The sequence below is a fragment of the Shewanella sp. P1-14-1 genome, from assembly GCF_001401775.1.
Lineage (GTDB): Bacteria > Pseudomonadota > Gammaproteobacteria > Enterobacterales > Shewanellaceae > Shewanella > Shewanella japonica.
Genome location: NZ_LKTL01000014.1, coordinates 19,440 through 41,849 on the forward strand (window position 1 = coordinate 19,440; position 22,410 = coordinate 41,849).

The 22,410-nt window shown below is 40.4% G+C and carries 18 protein-coding genes; 8 read left to right on the forward strand and 10 right to left on the reverse strand.

Going from position 1 to position 22,410, the window contains the following annotated elements:
• Nucleotides 1-51: 51 nt before the first annotated feature.
• Complete coding sequence (locus tag AN944_RS11485) at nucleotides 52-966, forward strand: LysR family transcriptional regulator (RefSeq protein ID WP_055024761.1); 915 nt, start codon at nucleotides 52-54, stop codon at nucleotides 964-966.
• Nucleotides 967-994: 28 nt separating this feature from the next.
• Here AN944_RS11485 and AN944_RS11490 read toward each other — a convergent pair whose 3' ends face one another.
• Nucleotides 995-1,537 carry a response regulator transcription factor gene (locus AN944_RS11490; RefSeq protein ID WP_055024762.1) on the reverse strand — a complete coding sequence of 181 codons (543 nt, stop codon included), beginning with the start codon at nucleotides 1,535-1,537 and terminating at the stop codon, nucleotides 995-997.
• 13 nt (nucleotides 1,538-1,550) lie between these two features.
• Nucleotides 1,551-2,801, reverse strand: a complete 1,251-nt coding sequence (locus AN944_RS11495; protein ID WP_055024856.1) for a sensor histidine kinase KdpD — start codon at nucleotides 2,799-2,801, stop codon at nucleotides 1,551-1,553.
• A 573-nt stretch (nucleotides 2,802-3,374) separates the two neighbouring features.
• Here AN944_RS11495 and AN944_RS11500 point away from each other — a divergent pair.
• Complete coding sequence (locus AN944_RS11500; RefSeq protein ID WP_055024763.1) at nucleotides 3,375-5,303, forward strand: bifunctional diguanylate cyclase/phosphodiesterase; 1,929 nt, start codon at nucleotides 3,375-3,377, stop codon at nucleotides 5,301-5,303.
• A gap of 208 nt (nucleotides 5,304-5,511) precedes the next feature.
• Nucleotides 5,512-5,988, forward strand: a complete 477-nt coding sequence (locus AN944_RS11505) for a hypothetical protein (RefSeq protein ID WP_055024764.1) — start codon at nucleotides 5,512-5,514, stop codon at nucleotides 5,986-5,988.
• 70 nt (nucleotides 5,989-6,058) lie between these two features.
• On the opposite strand, the gene AN944_RS11510 is transcribed toward AN944_RS11505, so the two are convergent.
• Entirely contained in the window at nucleotides 6,059-7,525 is a 1,467-nt protein-coding gene (locus tag AN944_RS11510; RefSeq protein WP_055024765.1) for a carbon starvation protein A, read from the reverse strand.
• A gap of 1,093 nt (nucleotides 7,526-8,618) precedes the next feature.
• Between AN944_RS11510 and AN944_RS11515 the strand changes: the two genes are divergently transcribed.
• The 4 genes from AN944_RS11515 (at nucleotide 8,619) to AN944_RS11530 (ending at nucleotide 15,550) form a co-directional block, all read left to right on the forward strand.
• Nucleotides 8,619-10,433 (forward strand): polysaccharide lyase family 7 protein, encoded by a 1,815-nt coding sequence (locus tag AN944_RS11515; RefSeq protein WP_055024766.1) that lies wholly within the window; start codon nucleotides 8,619-8,621, stop codon nucleotides 10,431-10,433.
• 461 nt (nucleotides 10,434-10,894) lie between these two features.
• The gene (locus AN944_RS11520; protein ID WP_055024767.1) at nucleotides 10,895-12,928 is read left to right on the forward strand and encodes a TonB-dependent siderophore receptor; all 2,034 of its coding nucleotides are present in this window, start codon (nucleotides 10,895-10,897) and stop codon (nucleotides 12,926-12,928) included.
• A gap of 8 nt (nucleotides 12,929-12,936) precedes the next feature.
• Nucleotides 12,937-13,476: a YfiR family protein gene (locus AN944_RS11525; protein WP_055024768.1), complete on the forward strand. Its 540-nt coding sequence runs from the start codon at nucleotides 12,937-12,939 to the stop codon at nucleotides 13,474-13,476.
• A gap of 4 nt (nucleotides 13,477-13,480) precedes the next feature.
• Nucleotides 13,481-15,550, forward strand: a complete 2,070-nt coding sequence (locus AN944_RS11530; RefSeq protein WP_055024769.1) for a bifunctional diguanylate cyclase/phosphodiesterase — start codon at nucleotides 13,481-13,483, stop codon at nucleotides 15,548-15,550.
• 32 nt (nucleotides 15,551-15,582) lie between these two features.
• Here AN944_RS11530 and AN944_RS11535 read toward each other — a convergent pair whose 3' ends face one another.
• Both AN944_RS11535 and AN944_RS11540 read right to left on the reverse strand, forming a co-directional pair.
• Complete coding sequence (locus AN944_RS11535) at nucleotides 15,583-16,545, reverse strand: sodium-dependent bicarbonate transport family permease (RefSeq protein ID WP_055024770.1); 963 nt, start codon at nucleotides 16,543-16,545, stop codon at nucleotides 15,583-15,585.
• On the reverse strand, nucleotides 16,539-16,754 hold the full coding sequence (locus AN944_RS11540; protein ID WP_055024771.1) for a hypothetical protein: 216 nt from the start codon (nucleotides 16,752-16,754) through the stop codon (nucleotides 16,539-16,541). Before AN944_RS11540 ends, AN944_RS11535 begins: the two co-directional genes overlap by 7 nt.
• Before the next feature lie 174 nt (nucleotides 16,755-16,928).
• On the opposite strand from AN944_RS11540, the gene AN944_RS11545 reads away from it, so the two are divergent.
• Nucleotides 16,929-17,876, forward strand: coding sequence for a LysR family transcriptional regulator (locus tag AN944_RS11545; protein ID WP_055024772.1), 948 nt, complete (start codon nucleotides 16,929-16,931; stop codon nucleotides 17,874-17,876).
• A 14-nt stretch (nucleotides 17,877-17,890) separates the two neighbouring features.
• Here AN944_RS11545 and AN944_RS11550 read toward each other — a convergent pair whose 3' ends face one another.
• From AN944_RS11550 to AN944_RS11565, 5 genes are all read right to left on the reverse strand, one after another.
• Nucleotides 17,891-18,424 (reverse strand): hypothetical protein, encoded by a 534-nt coding sequence (locus AN944_RS11550; RefSeq protein WP_055024773.1) that lies wholly within the window; start codon nucleotides 18,422-18,424, stop codon nucleotides 17,891-17,893.
• Between the two features lie 226 nt (nucleotides 18,425-18,650).
• Nucleotides 18,651-19,421, reverse strand: coding sequence for a hypothetical protein (locus tag AN944_RS11555; protein ID WP_055024774.1), 771 nt, complete (start codon nucleotides 19,419-19,421; stop codon nucleotides 18,651-18,653).
• A 57-nt stretch (nucleotides 19,422-19,478) separates the two neighbouring features.
• Nucleotides 19,479-19,601: a hypothetical protein gene (locus AN944_RS21975; protein WP_268788273.1), complete on the reverse strand. Its 123-nt coding sequence runs from the start codon at nucleotides 19,599-19,601 to the stop codon at nucleotides 19,479-19,481.
• Nucleotides 19,602-19,947: 346 nt separating this feature from the next.
• A complete protein-coding gene (locus tag AN944_RS11560) occupies nucleotides 19,948-21,450 on the reverse strand; it encodes an FUSC family protein (RefSeq protein WP_055024775.1) in 1,503 nt (500 codons plus the stop codon).
• A gap of 83 nt (nucleotides 21,451-21,533) precedes the next feature.
• Nucleotides 21,534-22,397, reverse strand: a complete 864-nt coding sequence (locus tag AN944_RS11565; protein WP_055024776.1) for an HlyD family secretion protein — start codon at nucleotides 22,395-22,397, stop codon at nucleotides 21,534-21,536.
• Between the last annotated feature and the right edge of the window lie 13 nt (nucleotides 22,398-22,410).

Sequence of the window (22,410 nt, forward strand, 5' to 3'; positions counted from 1 at the left end):
TCACGAATAGTGATACCTTAATAGGGTTGAGATAAAGATTGAGAGCGGGCAATGTATAGTTTCGAGCAACTAAGAATATTTATTACAGTATGTGAAACAGGGTCATTTTCAGCTGCCGCAAGAAAACTTAACCGAGCTCAATCAGGCATTAGCCAAGCGATCGCCAATTTAGAAATTAGTATCAATCAAACCTTATTTGACCGAAGTAGCAATATTCCAGAGCTGACATCTGAAGGTGAAGCCCTTTTACCTGTCGTAAAGGCATTGATGCTGCAACAACTCCATTTAGAACAAAAAATTGCCTCGCTTGAGCAGCAACATGAACATGAGCTAGTTATCGCCATTGAAGAAAGTCTAATTAGCCCTGCACTGCTGGGGCAACTGGCATTGCTTGCTGATGAGTTTCCTATCACCAATATAGAAATCATTGCTGAATCGACATTAGATATCGGCACACTCATTGAGGAAGGTAGCGCTCATATCGGCATTGTTTACGCGGATGGTAAAATCCACCATCAAGCTGACTTTACTACGGTGGGTTATACACGTTTTATCACGGTGGCGGCGCCTGAGCATCCGTTATCAAACATGCACGGCATTAAAGATATAGACCTTCGCCATCATCGTCAGGTAGTCCTTCGTGCTACTCAAGGGCAAGAGCTTTGGTTTAGCAATGGTATTAGCTCGCAACATTGGTATGCCAGCAATCACAACATCATTAATGAATTAACTCAGCAAGGCATTGGTTGGTCGATATTACCTGAGGAGATGGTGCAAAGCGCCATTGAACAAGGAAGGCTTATCAAACTCGATATTGATTACGAACCCAACGGCTGGATAAACACTGTCGATTGCCTGTCTAGTCGACGCCATCCATTAGGCCCAGTTTATGAACGTGCTATGGTGCTGATTAAGGACTATATGAACCAGCAAAACTTACACAATAACTTCCAAATTAACCACTAACTAAATAAACAATAATAGGAGAATCGCATTAGGCACATCGATTATCCGCTACCGGCTTTTTAAGTAACTTACGCTGCAATGTACGGCGATGCATCCCCAATACTCTGGCAGTTTCTGACACATTACCATTATTATTCGCCAGCACTTGCTGAATATGCTCCCACTCTAATCGCTTCGGACTTAATGGTTGATCTGTAAATTCAGCTTGAACCTCTGGTTCGACTTCTGCTGCAAGCGCATTTAGCAAGGTTTGCGTATCTACGGGTTTAGCTAAGTAATTATCCGCCCCTAACCTTATTGCCTCAACCGCTGTGGCAATACTGGCATATCCAGTAAGAAGTACCATTTTGACCTTTGGCAAGTACTGACGTAACGGTTTAATCAGGGTTAAGCCATTGTGATCAGCAATTTTCATATCAAGTAAAATATGGCTCGGCATAAACTGCCTCGCCATGAGTAACCCATTACTTGCATCATGACATTGAACGCATTCAAATCCCTGTTTAGTTAATCGCCTTGCCAAAGTTGATGATAATGCTTGGTCATCTTCAATAATCAGTAATTTGTTCATACTGCACACCACCTTATAAATTATTATTGGTCACAGGCAAGGTCACTGATGCAATCGTTCCGCCCTCTTGATGCTGACACAAACTAAACTGACCGCCCAAACGCTCAAAACTGGCATGGCTCAATAACACCCCTATTCCCATTCCTTTTGGATCGCTTACGACATTCTGTCCTAGTTCAGCCAACTGCTGTGCCCCCATTCCTTTGCCAAAGTCGCGAATATTAACGCACACCTCTTGTGGAGAAGAGCTCACAACAGTCAGCATCACTTTAGCAAGATTGATATTTTCAACACTCGCACGAGCTGCGTTGTCGATTAAGGCTAAAAAAGCAGGCAGTACACTGGCATCAGTATTGATTGTGGCTGAATGGAGCAATTCACTTTGCTCAATCACCAATTGCGTTTCTGGCATCAGTAATTGCACTCTATCGCGTAAATCTTCAACAAAATGATGAATAGGTGTGGCAACACGTTTTTGCTCTCTTATCGATTCTGTTGCATGACGCAAATCAGCCAATGTCGCCTCACATCGAAGTAAGGCTTGTTGCATATCAGGTTCGATATCAGTTGCGACACCTTCTTCAGCTAATTCATCAACAAGTAAGCGTAACGTAGCCAGAGGCGTAGCCATTTGGTGTGCGATTTGAGCAGAGGCTGTGCCGAGTGCAAGCAACTTTTCTTGTCTAAGTTGCGCCTCTCGCAAGTAGCTGAGCTGGGCATTTTTTTGCCTGACTCGCTTAGCGATATAACCGACAGTAATTGTGAGCACCAAGGCTGAAATAACAAAATTAAACCACATTCCAAGGTAATGTGAACTCATGTCCATACCATGATGACGGATACGGTTTTCAGGCATAGTAAACATCATCAAGGTATATAACCCAGTAGAGAGGAACGTCAATACCCACGGTGCCCAGCGAGAAAGGGTGACAGCACCTATAGCAATGGGTAATAGCAATAATGATACAAACGCATTCGTCGCACCACCTGTATAAAACAGCCAGATAGCCCAGAACAATGTATCTAACAGTAAGGTACTAAATAAAATGGAAGGTGTATTAATACATTGGAATCGATATCGAAAGCAAGCAACGACATAAATGAACTCGACTAAAAGTACATAGCTCAACTCTTTGGGCGGCCAAGTTAAATCGAATAACTCTGTGCCGAAAAAAATCAGCCCTAATTTCAATAACCAATTAATGAGTCTAAGTAGTGCGAGTTGCTCTTTGTTCCTTTCAAAGCCACTTGTTTTTTCAAACATCAATACTTCGATACCTTTGAATAGCATAGATAAGTACCAAAGATTTAATCACGAACCCAAAAATAAAAACGCTACTCAGTCGACTTTTATGCCTCATCAATTTAAAAAATCGTTACCTAACACCACAAAAACAACAAATATGTAATTTACATAACATACACAGGCAAGAGAAATAATTAAACTGACCGAAATCAAAGAATATTTTTTAATCAATTTTTATAATAAAAACCAATACTAAGCGTTAAAAACCAATTATCAGAATCGATTTTTATCAATTCTTTCTCAAGGTAATTTTTACGCAGTCGATAAAAACTTAACGTTTCTTTACCCCGAAACAAGCTTGCAAATATTGCATGCTAAACACCGCTCAGCACGTTTTTACAATTAGCTCCCCTGCTAAAGCCCACTCACAAGCAAAACAAACTAAACAACTAATTTTATTGGACTTTTAACCACTTAACATGTCACAAACAATTGTACTCACAATGCTTAAACTATATAATAACGCAATTAACCTTGTGCAACATGTCACTTACATGGCAATGCAATCCATCAAGAATATGAAGTTTGTTTATGACTAAATTATCTAAGTTTACCTTTACCATCGTCAGCTTTATTTGCATGCTGTACGTATTATTGGTGCTAAGTTTTAATCATGGATTGCAAGGTATTCATAGCAATATTTTCCATCATAAAATTACTCAAATCCCATTGAGTGAAGCCAGTAACCTACCCACTCATTGGCAAAAGTTATTATTTATTGATAACAATTTGGTTCAATCAGGCCAGTATTACTACGCCGTATTATCTAAAAAATCAGATGTACTAGAAGTCGTCAAAATTAAAGATGTACTGAGTGAGATGATGATGTTCAGCAATATTCCATTATTGTTATTGGCTTTTTTAGCTTATTTGATTCCCTTTTATATAAAATCACGTTCCGATCGTAAAAACAGTGCATCATTGAGTTTTATTAACAACGAAACCAATAAATTACTCAAAAGTTACAATATCGCTCCGCCTGAAAATGACGGACAAAATACCCTCTCGCATATCAGTGTGGCTCTTAATGAATTAAACAAGCACGTTAAGCAGCAAACCACTCAGAATTTATTAGGAATATACCAAGATAAATTAACAGGGCTAATAGACCGTCACGCCTATCTAGAACACCTTGAGAAGCAATTAGCACTGGCAGAAAAAAAGCAGAAGAAACAAGCCCTACTATTTATCGATCTTGATGGTTTTAAACAGGTTAATGACTCTTTTGGTCACAGCTTTGGTGATGAAATCTTAATTCAGGTCGCTCAGCGTTTAGCCACGGTTGTTCGCAATCAAGGCTTAAGTCAAATCAGTGAAACCGTAAAACTCGAGCTCAATTTATCACGACTTGGCGGTGATGAGTTTTCCATTTTTATCGAAGACTTTGAAGATGAAAATCGTGCCATTGATGTTGCCCAAAATGTATTACATGAGATTGAACGTGACTTTGTACTCGGTAATAAGGTGATTAAAATTGGCGCCAGTATCGGTATTGCTACATACCCTGATAGTGCTTCTAGCCCTAACACCCTATTACAAATGGCTGATGTTGCCATGTACCGTGCTAAAACGGATGGCCGAGGTATTTTTAGAGTTTACTCGCCAGAAATGGGTAATAAAATTAGACGTTACCATTACTTGATTGAAGAGCTGCGCCTTGCTATTGCCAGTCAAAGTTTTACTTTGTCGTTCCAACCGATTGTGAATGTGGATGATTTCAGCATTGATTACTTCGAGTCACTAGCTCGTTGGAATCATCCTGTTGAAGGCCCGATCTCACCTGCCGAATTCATTCCTATCGCTGAAGACTCTAACCTCATTATTGAGTTAGGTAATTGGATCTTGTTTGAAGCCTGCCGCCAAATGTCCGCGTGGCATAATGCAGGCATGAATAAAGTCAAAATGTCTGTCAACATTTCTGGGATTCAATTAAAACATTTACCCGTTTATGAATGGGTGATGGACACGTTAGCGAAAACAGGCTTACCTCCAACCGCTCTTCTATTGGAAATCACTGAGTCTTGTTTGATTCATGCTTCAGAAAAAATCATTGATGATTTAGAACGCCTTCGCCAACAAGGCGTGCAGATAGCCATTGATGACTTCGGTACCGGCTTTAGCTCATTATCTGCGTTAGGTAATCTCCCCGTAGATATTATTAAGATTGATAAACTATTTATCGATCAAGCGACTATCAACCCAAAATATGAAAAGATCCTTAATTCCATTAGTGACTTAGGCAAGCAATTAGATTTAAAAATAGTTGCAGAAGGTGTCGAGGTCGCATCGCAATTTGAACTAGTTAAAAATCTAGGCATTCATTGCGTGCAAGGATTTTTAATTAGCCGACCAGAATCATCTTACAATGTCGGCTCCAAGGTTATTCGCAATAATTTAAATCATATTGCGCTCACAGGAACTGGAGTTTGTACTCCTAAATCACCTACAGAAGCGGCCTAAGCCACTTTATTTAGTAATTCCTGCACAACAACCTAAACTCACTTTATCGTCCCACAGCCTTACTTGAGGCTGTGGTAACTTGCTTTAACACTTCACTAGCGCTTTAAAACAACCTCTCTACTGATTTTTTTACTGACCAAGTCTGCTAGATTAATCACTAGCACAACAACGATACACCATAAATCCATCTTCAAGGAGGAGAGGAACCATGAGTTTTACAGCCAGCCCCGCTAAAAAAAGAAAAGGCATCTATAAATTTGTGGTCCATGAAGATGTGGTATTCCACGCAACCACAATTAAGCAAGCATTCAGCCAAAAAGACACGTTTTTAGAGATCAATACCGCTGGCGATATCACTGTAAAGGGAAGCCGTGAAAAGGGTTATGCTTGGGATGGTTGCACACCAAAAGTGAATTGTTTTGATTTATGCTTACTGGGTGTACCAGATGGTCGAAAACTGGTTAATACAGGTAAACCTATCACCTATTACGCTTCGATGGTTCATGACGTTTTGTGCCAGTACCGGCATGAGATTCCGATTACTCGAAAACAAGCTGATGACGTGTTTTTGTATTATTTGGGGGACTTTCAGCTTAGATACCTTTATTACGGATTCGTCAGATTATTTAGCATATTTTCTGATATGAGCGAACGTCTCAAAGCGCTCATCAGCAATAAAACGTAAAATGACTTCTAGTGCGAACAAATACAAAAAAGGACTGCAATTGCAGTCCTTTTTGTTTTTCTTACCGAGGTTATTCAGTCACAGGTTTACGCTTATTATGGGCAATGATTAACCCAATTAAACAAACGATACCGGTGGCAATCCCGACAGGTTGACTTAATGATTGTGGTAAACCAAAACCAATACCCGCAGTCATAATATAAGATACGGTGACACAAGTACCGACAATCGCAGGCAAGCTCACAATCCAGTGGAAAGTTCCACGGTCAAATAAGTACTTAGTCGCCAACCATAAAACACTGGTAGAAAGCAGCATATTTGAGAAGGCGAAGTAACGCCAAATCAGCGAGAAGTCAATCTTAGTCATGAAGTAAGCAATCACTAAAATTGGCAATGCCACAAGTAAACGGTTACGTATACTTTGCGGGATTTTAAATGCATCAATAATGGTTAATCGTAATGAACGGAATGCTGTATCACCAGACGTGATAGGGAAAATAGCAACAGCAATAATTGCCATAATACCACCCGCAACACCTAAGTAGCTGGTTGCAACTTGATTAACAACAAGTCCAGGACCACCAGCATCCAGAATACTCTTAAGCTCTGCATAACCACCAGGGAAAGCCGCAATACCAGCAGTTGCCCATACACAAGCAACAATACCTTCTGACATCATTGCACCGTAGTAAACTGGGCGCACGTATTTTTCGTTGGTTAAACAACGCGCCATGATAGGGGCTTGAGTCGAGTGGAAACCACTAATTGCACCACAAGTAATGGTCACAAACAGCAATGGCCATACAGGTAGTCCATCTGGGTTTGGCTCTAATAAATCATTGTTGTAATGGCTATGGTCAAAGTAAGCGAAAATATCGCCCATTTCTGGTAACTGAGGAGCACTAATTAATAACGCCACCGCAATAGATGTCGTCATCACAATCATTAATAAACCAAATAACGGGTAAAGTTTAGTAATGATTTTATCGATAGGCAGTAAGGTCGCTAAGAAGTAGTAACCTAAAATCACTAATACCCAAAAGACGTTATTGGCTAAAATAGTGCCTTCAAAGTAATCAAGGTTACTTAATAATCCTGCTGGGCTCATAATAAATACGACACCCACGAAGAACAATAACATTGCCGTGAATATCAGCATGACACCTTTAAAGTAGACATTAAAATAATGTCCAGCAATTTCAGGTAAACTCTTACCATCTTCTTTGATACTTAATACACCAGAGAAGTAGTCATGAACCGCCCCACCAATGATATTACCCAGTACAATCCAAACAAGTGCGATTGGGCCATATAAGGCACCTAAGATGGGACCAAAAATTGGACCAACACCTGCAACGTTCAAGAATTGAATTAAGTACGCTTTAACAGGGTGAACTTCAACATAGTCGACACCATCTTCAAAACGTTGTTGTGGGGTTTTTGCGTTGGGATTAATGCCTGCTTGGCGTTCTACAAAAGGGCTGTAAAACTTGTAAGCGAGGATCAATAACGCAATACAAAGGAGGAAAATTAGCATTTTATTGAGCCATCCGTAACTGTGTAGGGTATTAGAATAGCTTTGAGTGTCATGCACTACGTGCCATTGGTCAAGTAGCTAGACCTTATACTAAAGTAGGGGTTGTCAGGCTATATGCCTTATCCGAAGGCGAATGTTAGTCAATTGTAAATTCATCAAACCTTAAATATATTACCAAACTAGCCAATGCTAGGCACATGCACTAGCCACAAGGCTTTTACTAGCAAAAGTGCCATACCCGCCTCGTCTAGCACGATTGCAAGTGCCAAAAATGTTAATTAAATTTTCTTTCAAAACAGTTAATTCTGTCACACTCGGTTAGGGCGAAAATACGTACAACTAATGTCCAAAAATTAGATCAAGCTCTAATAAAAAATGATTAATCCAGCGCCGTATTATTTCAAAATGAACTAACTCACCCGCTAAACGATTATCTCATCAGTGATAACAGCAAACTGGATACACTAGCGATTTGACGCTTAATCAAAGTCGAGCGATTTGACGCTTAATCAAAGTCGAGCGATTTGACGCTTAATCAAAGTCGAGCGATTTTCGCTTAACGCTTTCTTCCGCACTATCAAGCTCAACATTGTCACTCTAAACCTTACCAGATTGTGAATATGCAGAAACTTTCCTGATTAACAGTTAAAGAACCGTTCAAAAGCACAAACCTACCTTACCAATTTAACTTCCAAAGCAAAATAAGCAATCACTTATATAGTTATTCTAAAATGATATAAGAACCAGCTATGTAAATAACAAGGCTATAAAAAATATACACCCCCTTAAAAATCAGAAACCTAGCACGTAAAAACAATATAAAACCTATTCAATCCACTTTGAATTATAACCAATTTGCGTTATTTAGATATAAATAAGTTTTACAAATTGGTAACAAGATCATATAACCAGTAATACCTAATGCTTCAAATAGTGTATTACATTACTGAGGTCATTTTATGTATTAGGTAGCAACAACTTATTCAGTTGTATTCGCTTTCATACAATGATCTGATCTAACTGCTGAGATAAAGTAAGAGATTTTACTGAATAAGTTGTTAACTCAAATGGGGAAACGACCTAAGGTACAAAAATGATAAAACATCATAAAAAGCATAAACTTGCCATTACCCTGGCGACAGCACTTATTAGCACTTTCAGCTGCGGTTTTGTTCACACTGAAACCATCAACATTAACAACCCTAGCTTTGAAAATAGCTTTGATGGCTGGACCGATATCGATCCTTCATCCGTCTCTGGTGTGGCTTATCAAGGCAGTAAATCAGCAAAAATGTCTGGAAATAACGGCAGGGTTGAACAAAACGTCACTGTCGATGCTAATAGTAACTATACCCTTACAGCGTACGTGTCTGGTGGCGGAAAGCTAGGGGTTTCAGGCAGCGGTGTCAGTGAATCAACTACGGTAAGCACAAGTGAATGGCAACAAGTCAGTGTGTCATTTAATAGTGGCTCAGCAAATACTATCACTATTTATGGAGAGTATTTTGGTAGTGAAGGTCGCTTTGACTCATTTGGATTAGAAAAAACATCAAACAGCACAGAGCCTACAGAACCCACAGAGCCAATCACACCAGTCACCTGCACAGGTAGCAGTGCGTTAACCATTGCCTCAGCAACCGATAATGGTAGCAACGATGGCCATGGACCTGCGAATACCATCGACAATAATTTTGACACCGAATCACGCTGGTCATCCAATGGTGAGGGCAAAACCATTATTTATGATTTAGGTGTCCAATCAGAAGTTAAATCTGTCTCTGTAGCATGGTTTAAAGGTAATGAACGCTCATCTTACTTTGATATTGAAACATCATCAGATGGCAATAACTGGATTTCCGTCTTAGCTTCAGGGGAGTCTAGCGGAAGTAATTCTGGCCTTGAAGAATATGATGTTACTGATACAAGCGCGCAGTATGTCCAAATCATAGGCTACGGCAACTCTTCAAATACATGGAACAGCATTGTTGAAACCAAAATCAATGGTTGTTCTGATGGCAGTGCGCCAACTGAGCCTACAGAACCCAGCAACCCTGTAGGAAGTTTAGACCCTGACTTACCACCTTCAGGTAACTTCGAGTTAGTGGATTGGACATTGGGTGTGCCTGTTGATGAAAACAACGATGGTAAGTCAGACACCATTAAAGAAATTGAATTATCCAGTGGATATACTCGAAGCCCATACTTTTACACCGCAGCAGATGGCGGCATGGTGTTCAGATGCCCTATTGATGCACCAAAAACCTCTACCAACACCAGTTATGCTCGTACTGAGTTACGTGAAATGCTACGCCGCGGAGATACCAGTTATAGCACTCAAGGTGTCGGAGGCAATAACTGGGTGTTCAGCAGCGCTCCTTCATCAGATCAAAGCGAAGCAGGTGGTGTCGACGGTACATTAGAAGCAACGCTTGCCGTCAACCATGTCACCACCACCGGAGATAGTAGCCAAGTTGGACGTGTGATTGTTGGGCAGATCCATGCTAACGATGACGAACCTCTTCGCCTTTATTACCGTAAGTTGCCATCGAATAGCAAAGGCTCAATTTACATTGCCCATGAACCCATTACTGGATCTGAGCAATACTACGAAATGATTGGTTCTCGTAGCAGCTCAGCTTCAAACCCAGCTGATGGTATCAGCCTTGATGAAAAGTTCAGTTACCGAGTCAAAGTGGTGGGTAATATCTTAACCGTAACAATTATGCGCGAAGGTAAAGCTGATGTTGTTGAAGAAGTCGATATGAGTGCTAGCTCTTACGATGCTGGCAATCAATACATGTACTTCAAAGCGGGTGTTTATAACCAAAACAATACTGGTGACGCAGATGATTATGTTCAAGCGACATTTTATAGTTTGAGCAATAAGCATGATGGATATGCCTATTAATCAATAACAGATTGAAAGCTGACTCATTAGCATATAAGCAAGAGGAAACTCATTTAAACAATTCAAACGGTCTGCTCTACCTGACTTAGGTTGATTGTTTTACTATTGATTTTATTGAGTCCAGCGGTCTACGTTGTATCTGACTTAAAAGCCAACAAAAAATCATTTGTTGGCTTTTATTACATTCACGCCTCAAGAAAACGCAAAAAGACGATGTTTGATATACACTTATTGGTAACATCAACATTGGTGTCTGCATCAACAATACTCAAACGTTCAGCTTGGTCAACGTTTTAGCCGATCCACATCGCAAAAGGAAATAATTTCACCAGGCGAGATTACTAACATTTTCTCAACATGATAAAGTAAAATGTAACAGCCGCACACAATGCGCCATGAAGTAATTCGTGCATATATAGACTGTCGGAGATGAAATATTGAGAACACATTTACCTTTTTTAATGCCTCTAGTGATTTTGTCACCAATGACTTATGCCGCAGGCTCCCTCGATGATTTAGATTTAGAGTCACTGATGGCGATGGACATTCAAGTGACATCGGCAATGAAACGATCTCAATCCGCATTTGACACTGCCACCTCAATTTATGTCCTCAGTAAAGAACGAATTACCCACTCTGGCGCAACCTCTATTCCAGAAGCATTAAAAATGGTACCCGGCCTAGTTGTACGTCAACTTGATAACAATCAGTGGGCAATATCAGCGCGCGGAGTTGCATCAAGATTCTCCAGTAAAATGTTAGTGATGATTGATGGTCAAAGCCTTTACACGCCACAGTTTTCTGCGGTGTACTGGGAAACACTAAACGTACCGCTTTATGATATTGAACGCATTGAAGTCATTCGTGGCCAAGGTGGACAGCTTTGGAGCAGTAACGCCAACAATGGTGTGATTAATATCATTACCAAAAACAGTTTAGATACACGAGGCTTATATGCTGATGCCGCCAGTGGCAGCCAAGTTAATATTGATGCAAATATCCGTTATGGCAATGACATCAGTGATATAGGCAGCTATCGGGTTTATGGTCATGTAAAAGATGGTGACGCATCTGAAAAAGGCTTGGTACTAGAGCCTAATGATGTCACTCAGCAGTACTCGTTTGGTGGGAGGATGGATTTTTCAACCAGCGACCATTGGTCAGGTTTCGTGCAAGGCGATATAACTGAATCAAAATTGGGGCAAAATTATCGTGGTGTGATTGATGACACTAACCGAAACATCACTTTTACCGACAAACTAGAGCGAACAGACTCACGGGTCATGGCGCGACTTGAAAACAGAATGTCGGACTCAGCGAATCAAATGCTACAAGTATCCTGGCTTAATCAATCTGGCTCGCAAACCTACCTACAAGAAGAGTTCGAATCATTTGATGTCGACTATCAGATGAACTTTATTTATCAAGCATTACAACTCGATTGGGGTTTAAATTACCGCTACAGTACCATTTCTTTTGAAGACAGTTTATTCCTGCATAGCGACAAAGAGTTCGATAACCTGCAGCAATATGGTGGCTTTATACAAGCTCAGTTTGCTCTTATTCCAGAGGAGCTTGACCTTGTTCTCGGCACAAGAGCCGAGCACAATGACTTAACTGATTGGGAATACCAACCATTAGCAAGGTTATTATGGAAACCGCAGGAAAACCAAGTGTTATGGAGCGCAGTATCTCAAAGCGTTCGTATTCCATCTTTAATTGAATTTAATGACAATTACGCGATTAATGGTCAAAAAGTCAGTGAGGTTTTACCTTTTTCTACAGGCATAGAAGCGATTGATGAATACCATATTAAAACCTATTTAAACGGTAACGATGACGTTGAAGCTGAAACATCGTTATCCTACGAGTTAGGTTATCGATTATCACAGCAATCATGGAACCTTGATGTCTCGCTGTATCATACCGAGACTGAAGATGTTGCCGTTATAGATATCAACCCTAATGTTGAACAGTTTTACCCGGCCCTTGCCCTATTTCAATCGGGCCAGCTACAGCAAGCATTACAAGCCTTAACGCAAACGACAATTCAATTTGATATTGTGTCGACTGCCGATCTAACTACCCAAGGTGGTGATATCGTTTTATCTTGGGTACCTGCAGATATGTTTAACGCTGAACTTGGTTATAGCTATAACACCTTTGAGTACGACCTTCCTGAAAATACGTTTCCGGCCATTGGCAGAGACTCTACGACTCGACAGATTTTTGCTAAAGCCGATGTTCACCTATTTGACAGCCATAATATCTTTGCCACTGTCAGAGTAGAAAATAGCGATGCATACCTTACGGAAAACTACACCTTGTTAGATTTAACTTGGAATTGGGCAGTAAGTCAGCATTGGGGAGTCTCAGTCACTGGGAAGAATTTATTTGCTGGTAGTCATCTTGAATATGCAAACCGACAAGAAACCTACACAATCCCCAACTACATAGATGAAAGTGTGCTGTTCAAAGTCACAGCTAATTTTTAAATGAATTAATGCATAAAATCACTCAGCTTCTGCATGTATTACTATTCTCATTTTTGCTATTCACTAGCCAAAGTGCAGTTGCTGCTGAGCAAGAATACGCACTTAAAGCGGGCTTTTTATATAATTTTGCCCGTTACGGTGAATGGCATGACAGCGCATTAAGTCCTGATAAATTTGTCATATGTAGCCCAGATGCATCATTTACAGAAACCGCCAAGTCAGTATTAAACCAACGCTCAGTCGATAAACGCCCGATAACTATTCGACATATTCAATTTGAATTAGAACAAGTGAATCAATGCCAATTACTTTTCATTTCATCTGCGTCGCTTTCTGATTGGTTAAGCTGGCAAAAACAGCAAGACTATATTGCTGAAAACACAATGGTTGTGGGCGAATCAAAGGGGTTAATTGAGGCTGGCGGACATATTCGTTTTTTCATTGCTAGCGGTAAAGTTAGGTTTGAAGTCTCCCCGCAGCAATTACAGCAATCCGGCATCACTATGAGTTCTAAAGTATTGCGACTTGGTCGCGTGCTGGAAAGGTGATGTGATGACTAAATTATTCTCAATGAACACCATCAGCAAAAAATTACTCATGATTTTAATGGGGGTGTCTTTCGCCTCCATTATCACAGTCACTTTTGTGTTCAGTGCTTACGAATTAACAACCGCAAAACGAGAACAAATTGATGGGCTAAGTACATTAGCTAAGATGATGTCTCCTAATATTACTGCGGCGGTATTATTTGATGATCAAGATGCCATCAATGAATTAATTACCCCTATCTTGCTTCGTGGTGACATTGTTTCAGTGACAGTGACAGATAATCAAGGCAACGTCATTGCTTTTGTCAGCCAAGAAACCGATGACTCCAATAGCATACTCAGCACTGCGCTAAATGTGACACAAATTAGTAATGCGCTGACCTTAGATGGACAAGAATATGGCCAAATTCAAATATTAGCCGATGACAGCTACATCAACACCCGAGTGAAGTTTTACGGTCAATTTATTATTATTTTATTGATATTCGCACTCGGGATCAGTTTTTCAATATCGTTAATTTTACGTCGACGCTTTTTAAGCCCTATTTTACATCTAGCCACCATTGCAGAGCGAGTGTCTGACTCAAACGACTATAGCTTACGAGCGAAGGAGCTATCCGATGACGAGGTCGGAAAATTAAGCTCGCACTTTAACGACATGCTTGAAACCATTGAACAACGGGACAAACGCCTAGAAAGCCAAGTAAAAAGTCGCACTGAAGAACTTGAAAGCGCCAATGAAAAGTTACACCAATATGCTTATCAAGATGGCTTAACAGACCTACCTAATCGACGTTATTTTTATGAGAAACTTCAGTCCTTAATTGACACTGACAATATGATTTTCGCATTAATCTTTATTGACCTTGATGGCTTTAAAGAGATTAACGATACCCTTGGTCATGACTATGGCGACTTACTATTACAGCAAGTCGCTAAGCGCTTGAAAAACTGTGTAAGAGTCCATGACACTGTCGCTCGCCTAGGTGGCGATGAATTCACATTAATTGTTGAAGGCATCAATGATCAGCGCCGCGCTAGCGAAATTGCAGAAGTCATTAAAAACAGCTTAGTGCAGCCAATCACCATTAAAGATGAGCAGGTTTATATTACCAGCAGTATCGGATTAACCTTCTATCCAAGCGATGGGGAAACCATAGAAGATGTGGTCAAACATGCCGATCAAGCCATGTATTTATCAAAAAATAAAGGCCGTAATCGTTATGAGTTTTTCTCATTCGCCATGGAAGAACAAGCTCTTGGTAAAAGACGATTAACTGAGGAGTTAAGGCAAGCTGTAAAAGAAGAGCAATTCCTATTAATGTATCAGCCTATTCTTGATATTAATGGCTCTGTAGTCAAAAAAGTCGAAGCCTTAATCCGCTGGCAGCACCCTGAACTCGGCACAATAGAACCCGATGATTTTATTCCTCTAGCTGAAGAGAACGGTTTAATTGTCGACATAGGCAATTGGGTGCGTAAGCAAGTCATTGCCGATGCAATTGAGTTTTATCAAACCAGTGGGAACGTCATTCAAATTAGTGTCAATACATCCCCTATTGAAATAGATCGTTCTGGCACATGGATTGACCAATGGATTTTAGACTGTAACAAGTCCAAGCTTCCCCATGGCTCGTTTCTCATTGAAGTCACTGAAAATACCTTAATGACACCGGACTCATCAATAAAGCAGCAATTAAAACTGCTCAATAACAACGGCATCAAAGTCGCTATTGACGATTTTGGCATAGGTTATTCGTCGTTAGCCTATTTACAAGAACTCGATATCGACATCATTAAAATTGATCGTTCATTTATCACCAACATCACCACCAATGAGAGCAGTGCAGCCCTAGTCAGAGCAATCACGACAATGGCACATAACATAGGTGTTAAAGTCGTCGCCGAGGGCATTGAAACACCTGCTCAGCAACAGTTATTAAAACAGCTGTCATGTGATTATCTACAAGGGTTTATGTTTTCAAAACCGCTCACTAAAGCAGAGTTTTACCGCCTCTATGTAAAAGGCAATGAAGATATCGCTTCAACTAGCAATAACCTTTCATCCCATTAAATAGTTTCCCAGCCATCACAGTAGTGGGGACGTTAATTGACAAACCACAGTGTCATCACGGTATACACTGGGATCCCAATCATCACATTAAACGGAAACGTAATCCCCAAAGAGGCACTAATGGATAAACTATGATTTGCTTGTGGCAATGCGACTCGCATCGCCGCGGGTACGGCAATATATGACGCGCTTGCCCCCAAGACTGCAATTAAAATCGCCCCGCCACTTGAAAGCCCCATCAAAACTCCTAAACCACAACCTAACACACCGCCAATGAGCGGCATTACCATGCTATAGGCTAAAATAAAGCTTCCAGCTCGCTTAATATCTTCTAAACGACTTGCTGCAACCATGCCCATTTCCAGTAAAAACAATGCCAACACACCATTAAATAAACTAAAAAATACTGGTGTAATTGATTTAATCTCATCGGCAGCCACAAACCCAATCACTAAACTGCCCACCATCAATACTATCCCTTGATTGAAAAACATTTCATGTAATAAGGCTTTACTAGCGTGTTTATCATTTTCCTCTTGGACTATTGATTTTTTCTGCCTAAACAAACTCGGTTTTGCCAGCATAATACCCACCACAATTGCAGGCATTTCAAGTAGGACGACAAATAACGGGATGTAAGCTTCATAGCGTATTTGCTGACTTTCTAAATACGCCACGGCGACAGCATATGTGCCAACACTCACCGAGCCATAATGTGCAGCGATTGATGCGGCGTCATGGCGTTCAAACAAACCGATATAATACAAAATAGCAAAGGCAATAAACGGTAGTATCAAGCCAAAAGCTAATATGTATAAAGACTGAGTAAATAATGTCCATGACGCATGCTCAGCCAATGCCACGCCCCCTTTTAACCCAATGGCAATCATTAAAAACAGCATTAAGGCTTGATAGAAACTTTTAGGGAAAGCGATTTTGGTTCCTGACAAAACAGCAAAAACACCCAACAGAAAAAAACCAATGTTAATTAACATAATTCGTTTTTATCCTTTATAACGGACTGAGCTACATCAGGTGTTTTTAGCTTATCTCGGTCTAAATATGCAGTAAAAAAACTCAATAGAAACAAGCCAAATCCAGCAGCCATTAACCCTAGACCAGCAGCGTCTGTTTTTGCGACCCAAGCACCAAGCAACATCATTAACACTGCCACCACCATACAAAACACCCATTGCCTATCCATCATGTCCACCTCTGCTCAATGATATTTATGACGGCATTATGACAACAGACACGAATAGATAAAAATTGATATTACCTATAGGTTAAATAGACTATTATCTATATTAGATTTTAAAGTAAGCTCACAAAGCAAATTGAATCGAAAAGTAATCGTTCACATCTAAGAGTCGTTAACATGCAATCAAGATTACATGCCCACATTGGCACCATCAGGCAATTAGAAATTCTGTTAGCTGTTCATGATAAAGGTGGCATAAACGAAGCCGCTAAAGCATTATTTCTGACTCAGCCAACCGTCTCAATTCAAATGAAAAAGCTTGCTGATGCTGTCGGTGAACCCATTTACCGCTTATCAAATAGAAAGCTTGTCTTTACCGATGTTGGCCTAGAAATGGTCAAAACAGCGGTAGAAGTATTAGACAGTTTTGCCAGACTCGATATGTCGTTAGGTAATTTACGTGAATGTAAAACGGGGACGCTACGTATTGCCGTTGTCACGACATCCAAATATTTTATTCCGCATTTGTTGGGCCCTTTTTGCGAGCAGTTTCCTGAAATTGATATTCAATTAAATGTGGGTAACCGTGAACAAACCATTGAGCGTTTAAAGCAAGGTATTGATGACTTTTACGTATTCAGTCACCCACCAATCGATGCTGACTTTAACAGTATTGAGTTATTACAAAACCCACTGGTCGCCATTGCACATCAAGATCATCCATTAGCAAAACAGCCACACGTTAGCTTAACGCAATTATGCCAAGCCCCCTTTTTAATTCGAGAAACAGGTTCGGGTACGCGTCATGCTATTGAAGGGTTCTTTAAGGAGCATGATGTGACTCCCAATGTAAAGATGACCATTGAAAGTAATGAAGCAATTAAACATTGTGTGATGGCAAAGCTAGGTATTTCTATATTGTCTGCCCATACCCTGACATACGGCGGACAACATGGCTTGGTTCGTCTTCCTGTCAGCGCTTTACCCATTAATGCAAAATGGTTTTTTGTTTGGTCTAAATCAAAAAGACAAACCTTAATCGCGGATCAATTCTTAAATCATGTGCAAACCAACGGCAAACAATTACTTGAAGATGAGCTTCAACGAAACGGCATTGATACGTAATCGAGTTAATGCCGTTAATTGACACTGTAACCTTTACCTTCTAAACACGCCGCTCGTGCTTGATAAAAGTTATCTTCTCCAACAGTACTAGCTGCTTGTGCTTGCTGCTCAGCAGCTTGCTGTTGTTCGGCTTGTTGGATTGATGCGCGGCGGCTTTGTCTTCTTGCCGCCACTGCGCCTATTGCAGCACCGTTTTGTGCGGCATTGCTGCGGTCATCGTCTCCTAGTTCAGCAATCATCGCCCCTGTTGCTGCCCCAGCTATCGCACCACGCATACCCGACCCTCGCTCAGCTGTTGGTTCAACTACTTGAGCCGCTTGTGTCGTCGAGGCGGCTGCATTTGGCTCAAAGCCTGTTTGAATCGTCGCCCAAGTATCACAGCTGGCTTCATCCGCCGCTTGCTGTTCTGTGCTTTGGTTTTGCTGAGGAAATACATATTGGGCGGCCATACTGTGATTTACCGTTGATAAGTTAATCGCGGTGGCAAACGCAAAAGTCGACAATATTCCCGCAAGTGTAGTCAGCGACTTTTTGTAAGTAATAGGCATCTTATTTCCTTTTTGCGACGTATTTGATGAACAAATAATCACCTATTTATCACTGCAATAGTTATCAATTTACGCCAGATGAGCAATAACTATCTCAATAATCAATAAAGGAACAGAATCAGAATCAGCGAAAGAGGAAGAAAATAAATTTAAGTACAAGAAAAGACAGACATAAAAAAACGAACCTTAGTTCGTTTTCAACTTAATCCTTTCATAATTACACCCGTTAACAGAAAACCAATGCCGACCCCGCTGCAACATTTCTTATGGCAAGTATTTTTTTCCCGTGTACAAGGCAACATACATAATCTAGGCGTTTACACACACTTTCTTGTAATCTAGCTTTGATTTTATCAAGATCAATACTTTGTTCTTTATATCGATAAAACTTGTGTAAGTAGATTATTGCTAAACGTTTTTTGGAAACGGTTCCGACATGCACTTTATCAAGAGAACGAAAGTAATAAGATAAATACCTTCTCTTGCGCGCCGCTTGGTAAAAGCGTGCAGAATCAATATCACCTTCCCTGAATGCTAGAATAATGTCTTTTAATAAACCTATATCAGCCAATGCTCTTGCTATTCGGTGCCCAACACCAGGTAATCGATAACTGGCAATACAGCTTTTAAAGCTGGCTTTATGATTAGCATCAGGTTTGTATAAAGGATCATAAATGATGGTCAAAGGCGTTTTGCACTCACTCGCATTAAGATAGGACATATTGCCTTTTTGCAGTTGAAAATGCTTCTCCAGTTTTGGATCCCAAGGCGCTGCAGGCTGCCAATAGGTACTCACCGGCATTAACAGTAACGCTTTATCCAACTTTAGCTTGTCGGCATGAAAGGCGGTAGCAAAGCCACCTTTACTCACGCCATAGCCTATTCTTTTCGGGAATTGCTGCAGCGCGATTGACAATTTTTGAAGAAATTGCGCGAAAATAAAAGAATCAAAATAATGATCGTCCCCACCAATATGATTAAAGGCGATAATATTCATTTTCCGCTTGCTAAAAAATTGAAAGCTCCAAGCCTGCTTATCGGCATCAACTTGCTCTTATGTTAAAGCTTGGCAGTTAGGTGGGAAAGTCACCATCACGGGTTCATTCGTATCAAAAATATGATACTGCACTAGTACATTATCAACTTGTAAACGAACAGTTTGATGCTCAATAAGCATGGTGTTATTCCCAACTCAGCACACATCATCTCTATGAAAAAAACGAAGGAACAATATAATTTGTTGGCATGCTACAAGAGTAATTTGAGAATTAAAGCGTTATTATCTTTAATGTTAACCGAGGGTAAAATGTGTAAAAAAGCAGCGTAGGTAAAACAGTTTTTTGTTAAGTAGAGTAAAATTAAGCTCAATAAACAATCACATCTTATTAAGCTTAAAGACGCAAGCAATTAATTGAAATTAACATTTTAAAGTCTGCTTTTATGGCTTTTCTAAATATGGCTTTTTCTAGCCCAATGACGAAATAAGCCTAGCGATTATTAAGTCACTAGACTCATCAAATTGTTTATCCCTCTTTGCACCAAGCAATAAAAAAGCGAATAACGCCTAAGGCTAAAAATACCTGTACGAACATATTAAGTGAGGCGGTAATATCGAAGCTCGGGGTGAGATACAATGCACTCATGGTTAATACAACTAATAAATTCGCTCCAATCACTTTTTGAACCGCTAATTCAGGCGTTGAACATACCCGCCAAATAATCAGTAAATTTATAAAATAGAATGCTGCAAGCTGCCAGATTTCAGTCAGTGCAGGCATGATGAACGTATATTGTAGTAGCACTAACGTGCCTGATACACACATCCCTACCAAGGCTTGATTAACAATGAACTTTGGCATCGCAACAAGGTTTATGGCTAATACTGCCGCTAACATGGGGAACATATAGCCATTTGGCAGCGGCAAATATATCCATAAAGCAAAACTGGCCATTAGCGACACCATCACAATCGCCGAGTCTTTAAGCCGTATTGATAATGGTGTTGGATTATTCCATTGCTTAATAACATGTTGCCAATGACTCGTAACTTTAATCTTTTCGACTGCATCAAAAGAATGATTCAGTTGGCCTGCTGACTTGTGTAGCTCACGCCTTGCCTCTTGAATTAAACTAACCGTGTCACTGATTTCAATTAGCTGTTCATTCAATTCAATAATCACAGCTTCATTCGCAAGTTCACTAAGTAGAGTGCTCCCCTGTTGATGTTCAGAGTCAGATGGAAGCGATGTGTTATTCACTAATGGCGCCGCTTTGTCTAACCAAGCTTGTAATTTAACAATGGCTTCATAGCTAGCAAGAGTCAGTTTTCTCCAGTGCTTACGCTGTTGTGACAGCTGATAGCTACCTGCAGCAGGTAAATCTAAAATTAAACTGTGAGACTTAATATTATTCGACATTGCCAATAATCTTGCTTGATAGTCAGCTAATGTTTCTTGGGTGTAGGCTCTTTTACCACTGACACATTCGGTCAACTCCACCACCAAATCATGTAGACCCTTTGATGTACTTTTGTGCTGCTCGTAAAACTCTACCTCTGAATTCATTGGCCATAAAAATTGATATACCAATGAAAATACAACAACCCCTAGTATGGTTTCTTGTAGCCTTAAAAAGATAATCTTGACTGATATTGCATCATCAAAGCTGCCCATAAAGCTTATTAGTGCACAGACAATAAATGCGATTCTGAAAAAATAACCATTCTTACGGTCATAAGACATCGCAGTAAATATGCCAGCCAGCAGTATAAAACTGCCAATAAACAGGAATCGATCTTGAGCAAAAAAAGCAACCAAACCAATCGCCATACTGGCACCAACAAACGTACCTAAAATACGGTTATGCGCAGCTTTAATGGAGTGGCTAAATGACTCATTTGACGCTAAGGTCACTACTGTGATGGCCGCCCAATAGGGTTTGTCCCAGCCAAAAAATATTGCCAGTACAATTGCGCTGGTAAAGGCTAACGAAACCTTAATCGCTTCTTTCATTGCGCGACTTAACATTTTTTCATCCCCAATTTCAGTGAGTATCACAACCCACTCATGCAGCTCAATTCATCGATATAAACGGTTCGGTTAACCTGAAATTAAACACCGGTATATATTTGTACAGATGCCGTTGTCCCCACTCGCAGTTGCACACTCTCAGGCACTTGCTCTAGATGCACTTTGACAGGAATGCGCTGTGCGAGACGGATCCACTGAAAGTTAGGGTTCACGTTTGGTAATAATGTATTACCCGTGCTGCCATCTGATTTAGCGATACCGTAACCAATACTTTCTACTTGAGCATTAATAGGGCTATTTGGATTCATCATTAAGGTGACTTGAGCCTTGTCTCCAATATTGACGCCTTGTAAGTCCGTTTCTTTAAAGAAGCCTTCAATCCAAAAACTATTTTGATCAATCAAGGCTACAACAGGATTATTTGCCACAACCTGGGCCCCCTGTCTTAAATTCAGATTAGTAATAAAGCCATCGGTAGGTGCTGTGACATGGGTATAGGCCATATTGAGTTCAGCTTGCTCTACAACAGCATCTGCAGCGGCCAAATTAGCCTGTGCGGTTTGCACAGCATTTTGAAAGTTATTTAAATCAAGTTCTGAAACTGTTCCGTGCTTACGACTTTCAAGCGCCATAGCTCGGTGATTCTCATTTTTAGCTTTATCTAATAAAGCCATAGCCTGCAACTGTTTTGCTTTAGCATTGCTTAACTCTGCACGGTAAAGGCTAGGATCAATCTCAAACAGCAATTGCCCTTTCTTTACTTGGCTATTATCTTCCACTAATACCTGAGTCACAGGTCCCGTCACTCGCGGGGTTATCTGAATAATATGAGCTCTTACCTGACCATCTCGAGTCCACGGATTAGCACTGTAATCTTGGTATTGGCTTAACACTGCAACGGCAGCAATCGCAACCATCACCAGCGTAGTAATTATACGAAACATAACAAACTCCAAA

Excerpts from the sequence above, each read along its gene's own strand:
- AN944_RS11500 (WP_055024763.1), top strand. The coding sequence starts at position 3,375 with ATGACTAAATTATCTAAGTTTACCTTTACCATCGTCAGCTTTATTTGC.
- AN944_RS21975 (WP_268788273.1), bottom strand. The coding sequence starts at position 19,601 with ATGCTTATTGAGCATCAAACTGTTCGTTTACAAGTTGATAATGTACTA.
- AN944_RS11540 (WP_055024771.1), bottom strand. The coding sequence starts at position 16,754 with ATGGATAGGCAATGGGTGTTTTGTATGGTGGTGGCAGTGTTAATGATG.
- AN944_RS11525 (WP_055024768.1), top strand. The coding sequence starts at position 12,937 with ATGCATAAAATCACTCAGCTTCTGCATGTATTACTATTCTCATTTTTG.
- AN944_RS11550 (WP_055024773.1), bottom strand. The coding sequence starts at position 18,424 with ATGCCTATTACTTACAAAAAGTCGCTGACTACACTTGCGGGAATATTG.
- AN944_RS11535 (WP_055024770.1), bottom strand. The coding sequence starts at position 16,545 with ATGTTAATTAACATTGGTTTTTTTCTGTTGGGTGTTTTTGCTGTTTTG.
- AN944_RS11560 (WP_055024775.1), bottom strand. The coding sequence starts at position 21,450 with ATGTTAAGTCGCGCAATGAAAGAAGCGATTAAGGTTTCGTTAGCCTTT.
- AN944_RS11510 (WP_055024765.1), bottom strand. The coding sequence starts at position 7,525 with ATGCTAATTTTCCTCCTTTGTATTGCGTTATTGATCCTCGCTTACAAG.
- AN944_RS11520 (WP_055024767.1), top strand. The coding sequence starts at position 10,895 with ATGCCTCTAGTGATTTTGTCACCAATGACTTATGCCGCAGGCTCCCTC.
- AN944_RS11485 (WP_055024761.1), top strand. The coding sequence starts at position 52 with ATGTATAGTTTCGAGCAACTAAGAATATTTATTACAGTATGTGAAACA.
- AN944_RS11505 (WP_055024764.1), top strand. The coding sequence starts at position 5,512 with ATGAGTTTTACAGCCAGCCCCGCTAAAAAAAGAAAAGGCATCTATAAA.
- AN944_RS11490 (WP_055024762.1), bottom strand. The coding sequence starts at position 1,537 with ATGAACAAATTACTGATTATTGAAGATGACCAAGCATTATCATCAACT.
- AN944_RS11565 (WP_055024776.1), bottom strand. The coding sequence starts at position 22,397 with ATGTTTCGTATAATTACTACGCTGGTGATGGTTGCGATTGCTGCCGTT.
- AN944_RS11555 (WP_055024774.1), bottom strand. The coding sequence starts at position 19,421 with ATGAATATTATCGCCTTTAATCATATTGGTGGGGACGATCATTATTTT.
- AN944_RS11495 (WP_055024856.1), bottom strand. The coding sequence starts at position 2,801 with ATGTTTGAAAAAACAAGTGGCTTTGAAAGGAACAAAGAGCAACTCGCA.
- AN944_RS11545 (WP_055024772.1), top strand. The coding sequence starts at position 16,929 with ATGCAATCAAGATTACATGCCCACATTGGCACCATCAGGCAATTAGAA.
- AN944_RS11530 (WP_055024769.1), top strand. The coding sequence starts at position 13,481 with ATGACTAAATTATTCTCAATGAACACCATCAGCAAAAAATTACTCATG.
- AN944_RS11515 (WP_055024766.1), top strand. The coding sequence starts at position 8,619 with ATGATAAAACATCATAAAAAGCATAAACTTGCCATTACCCTGGCGACA.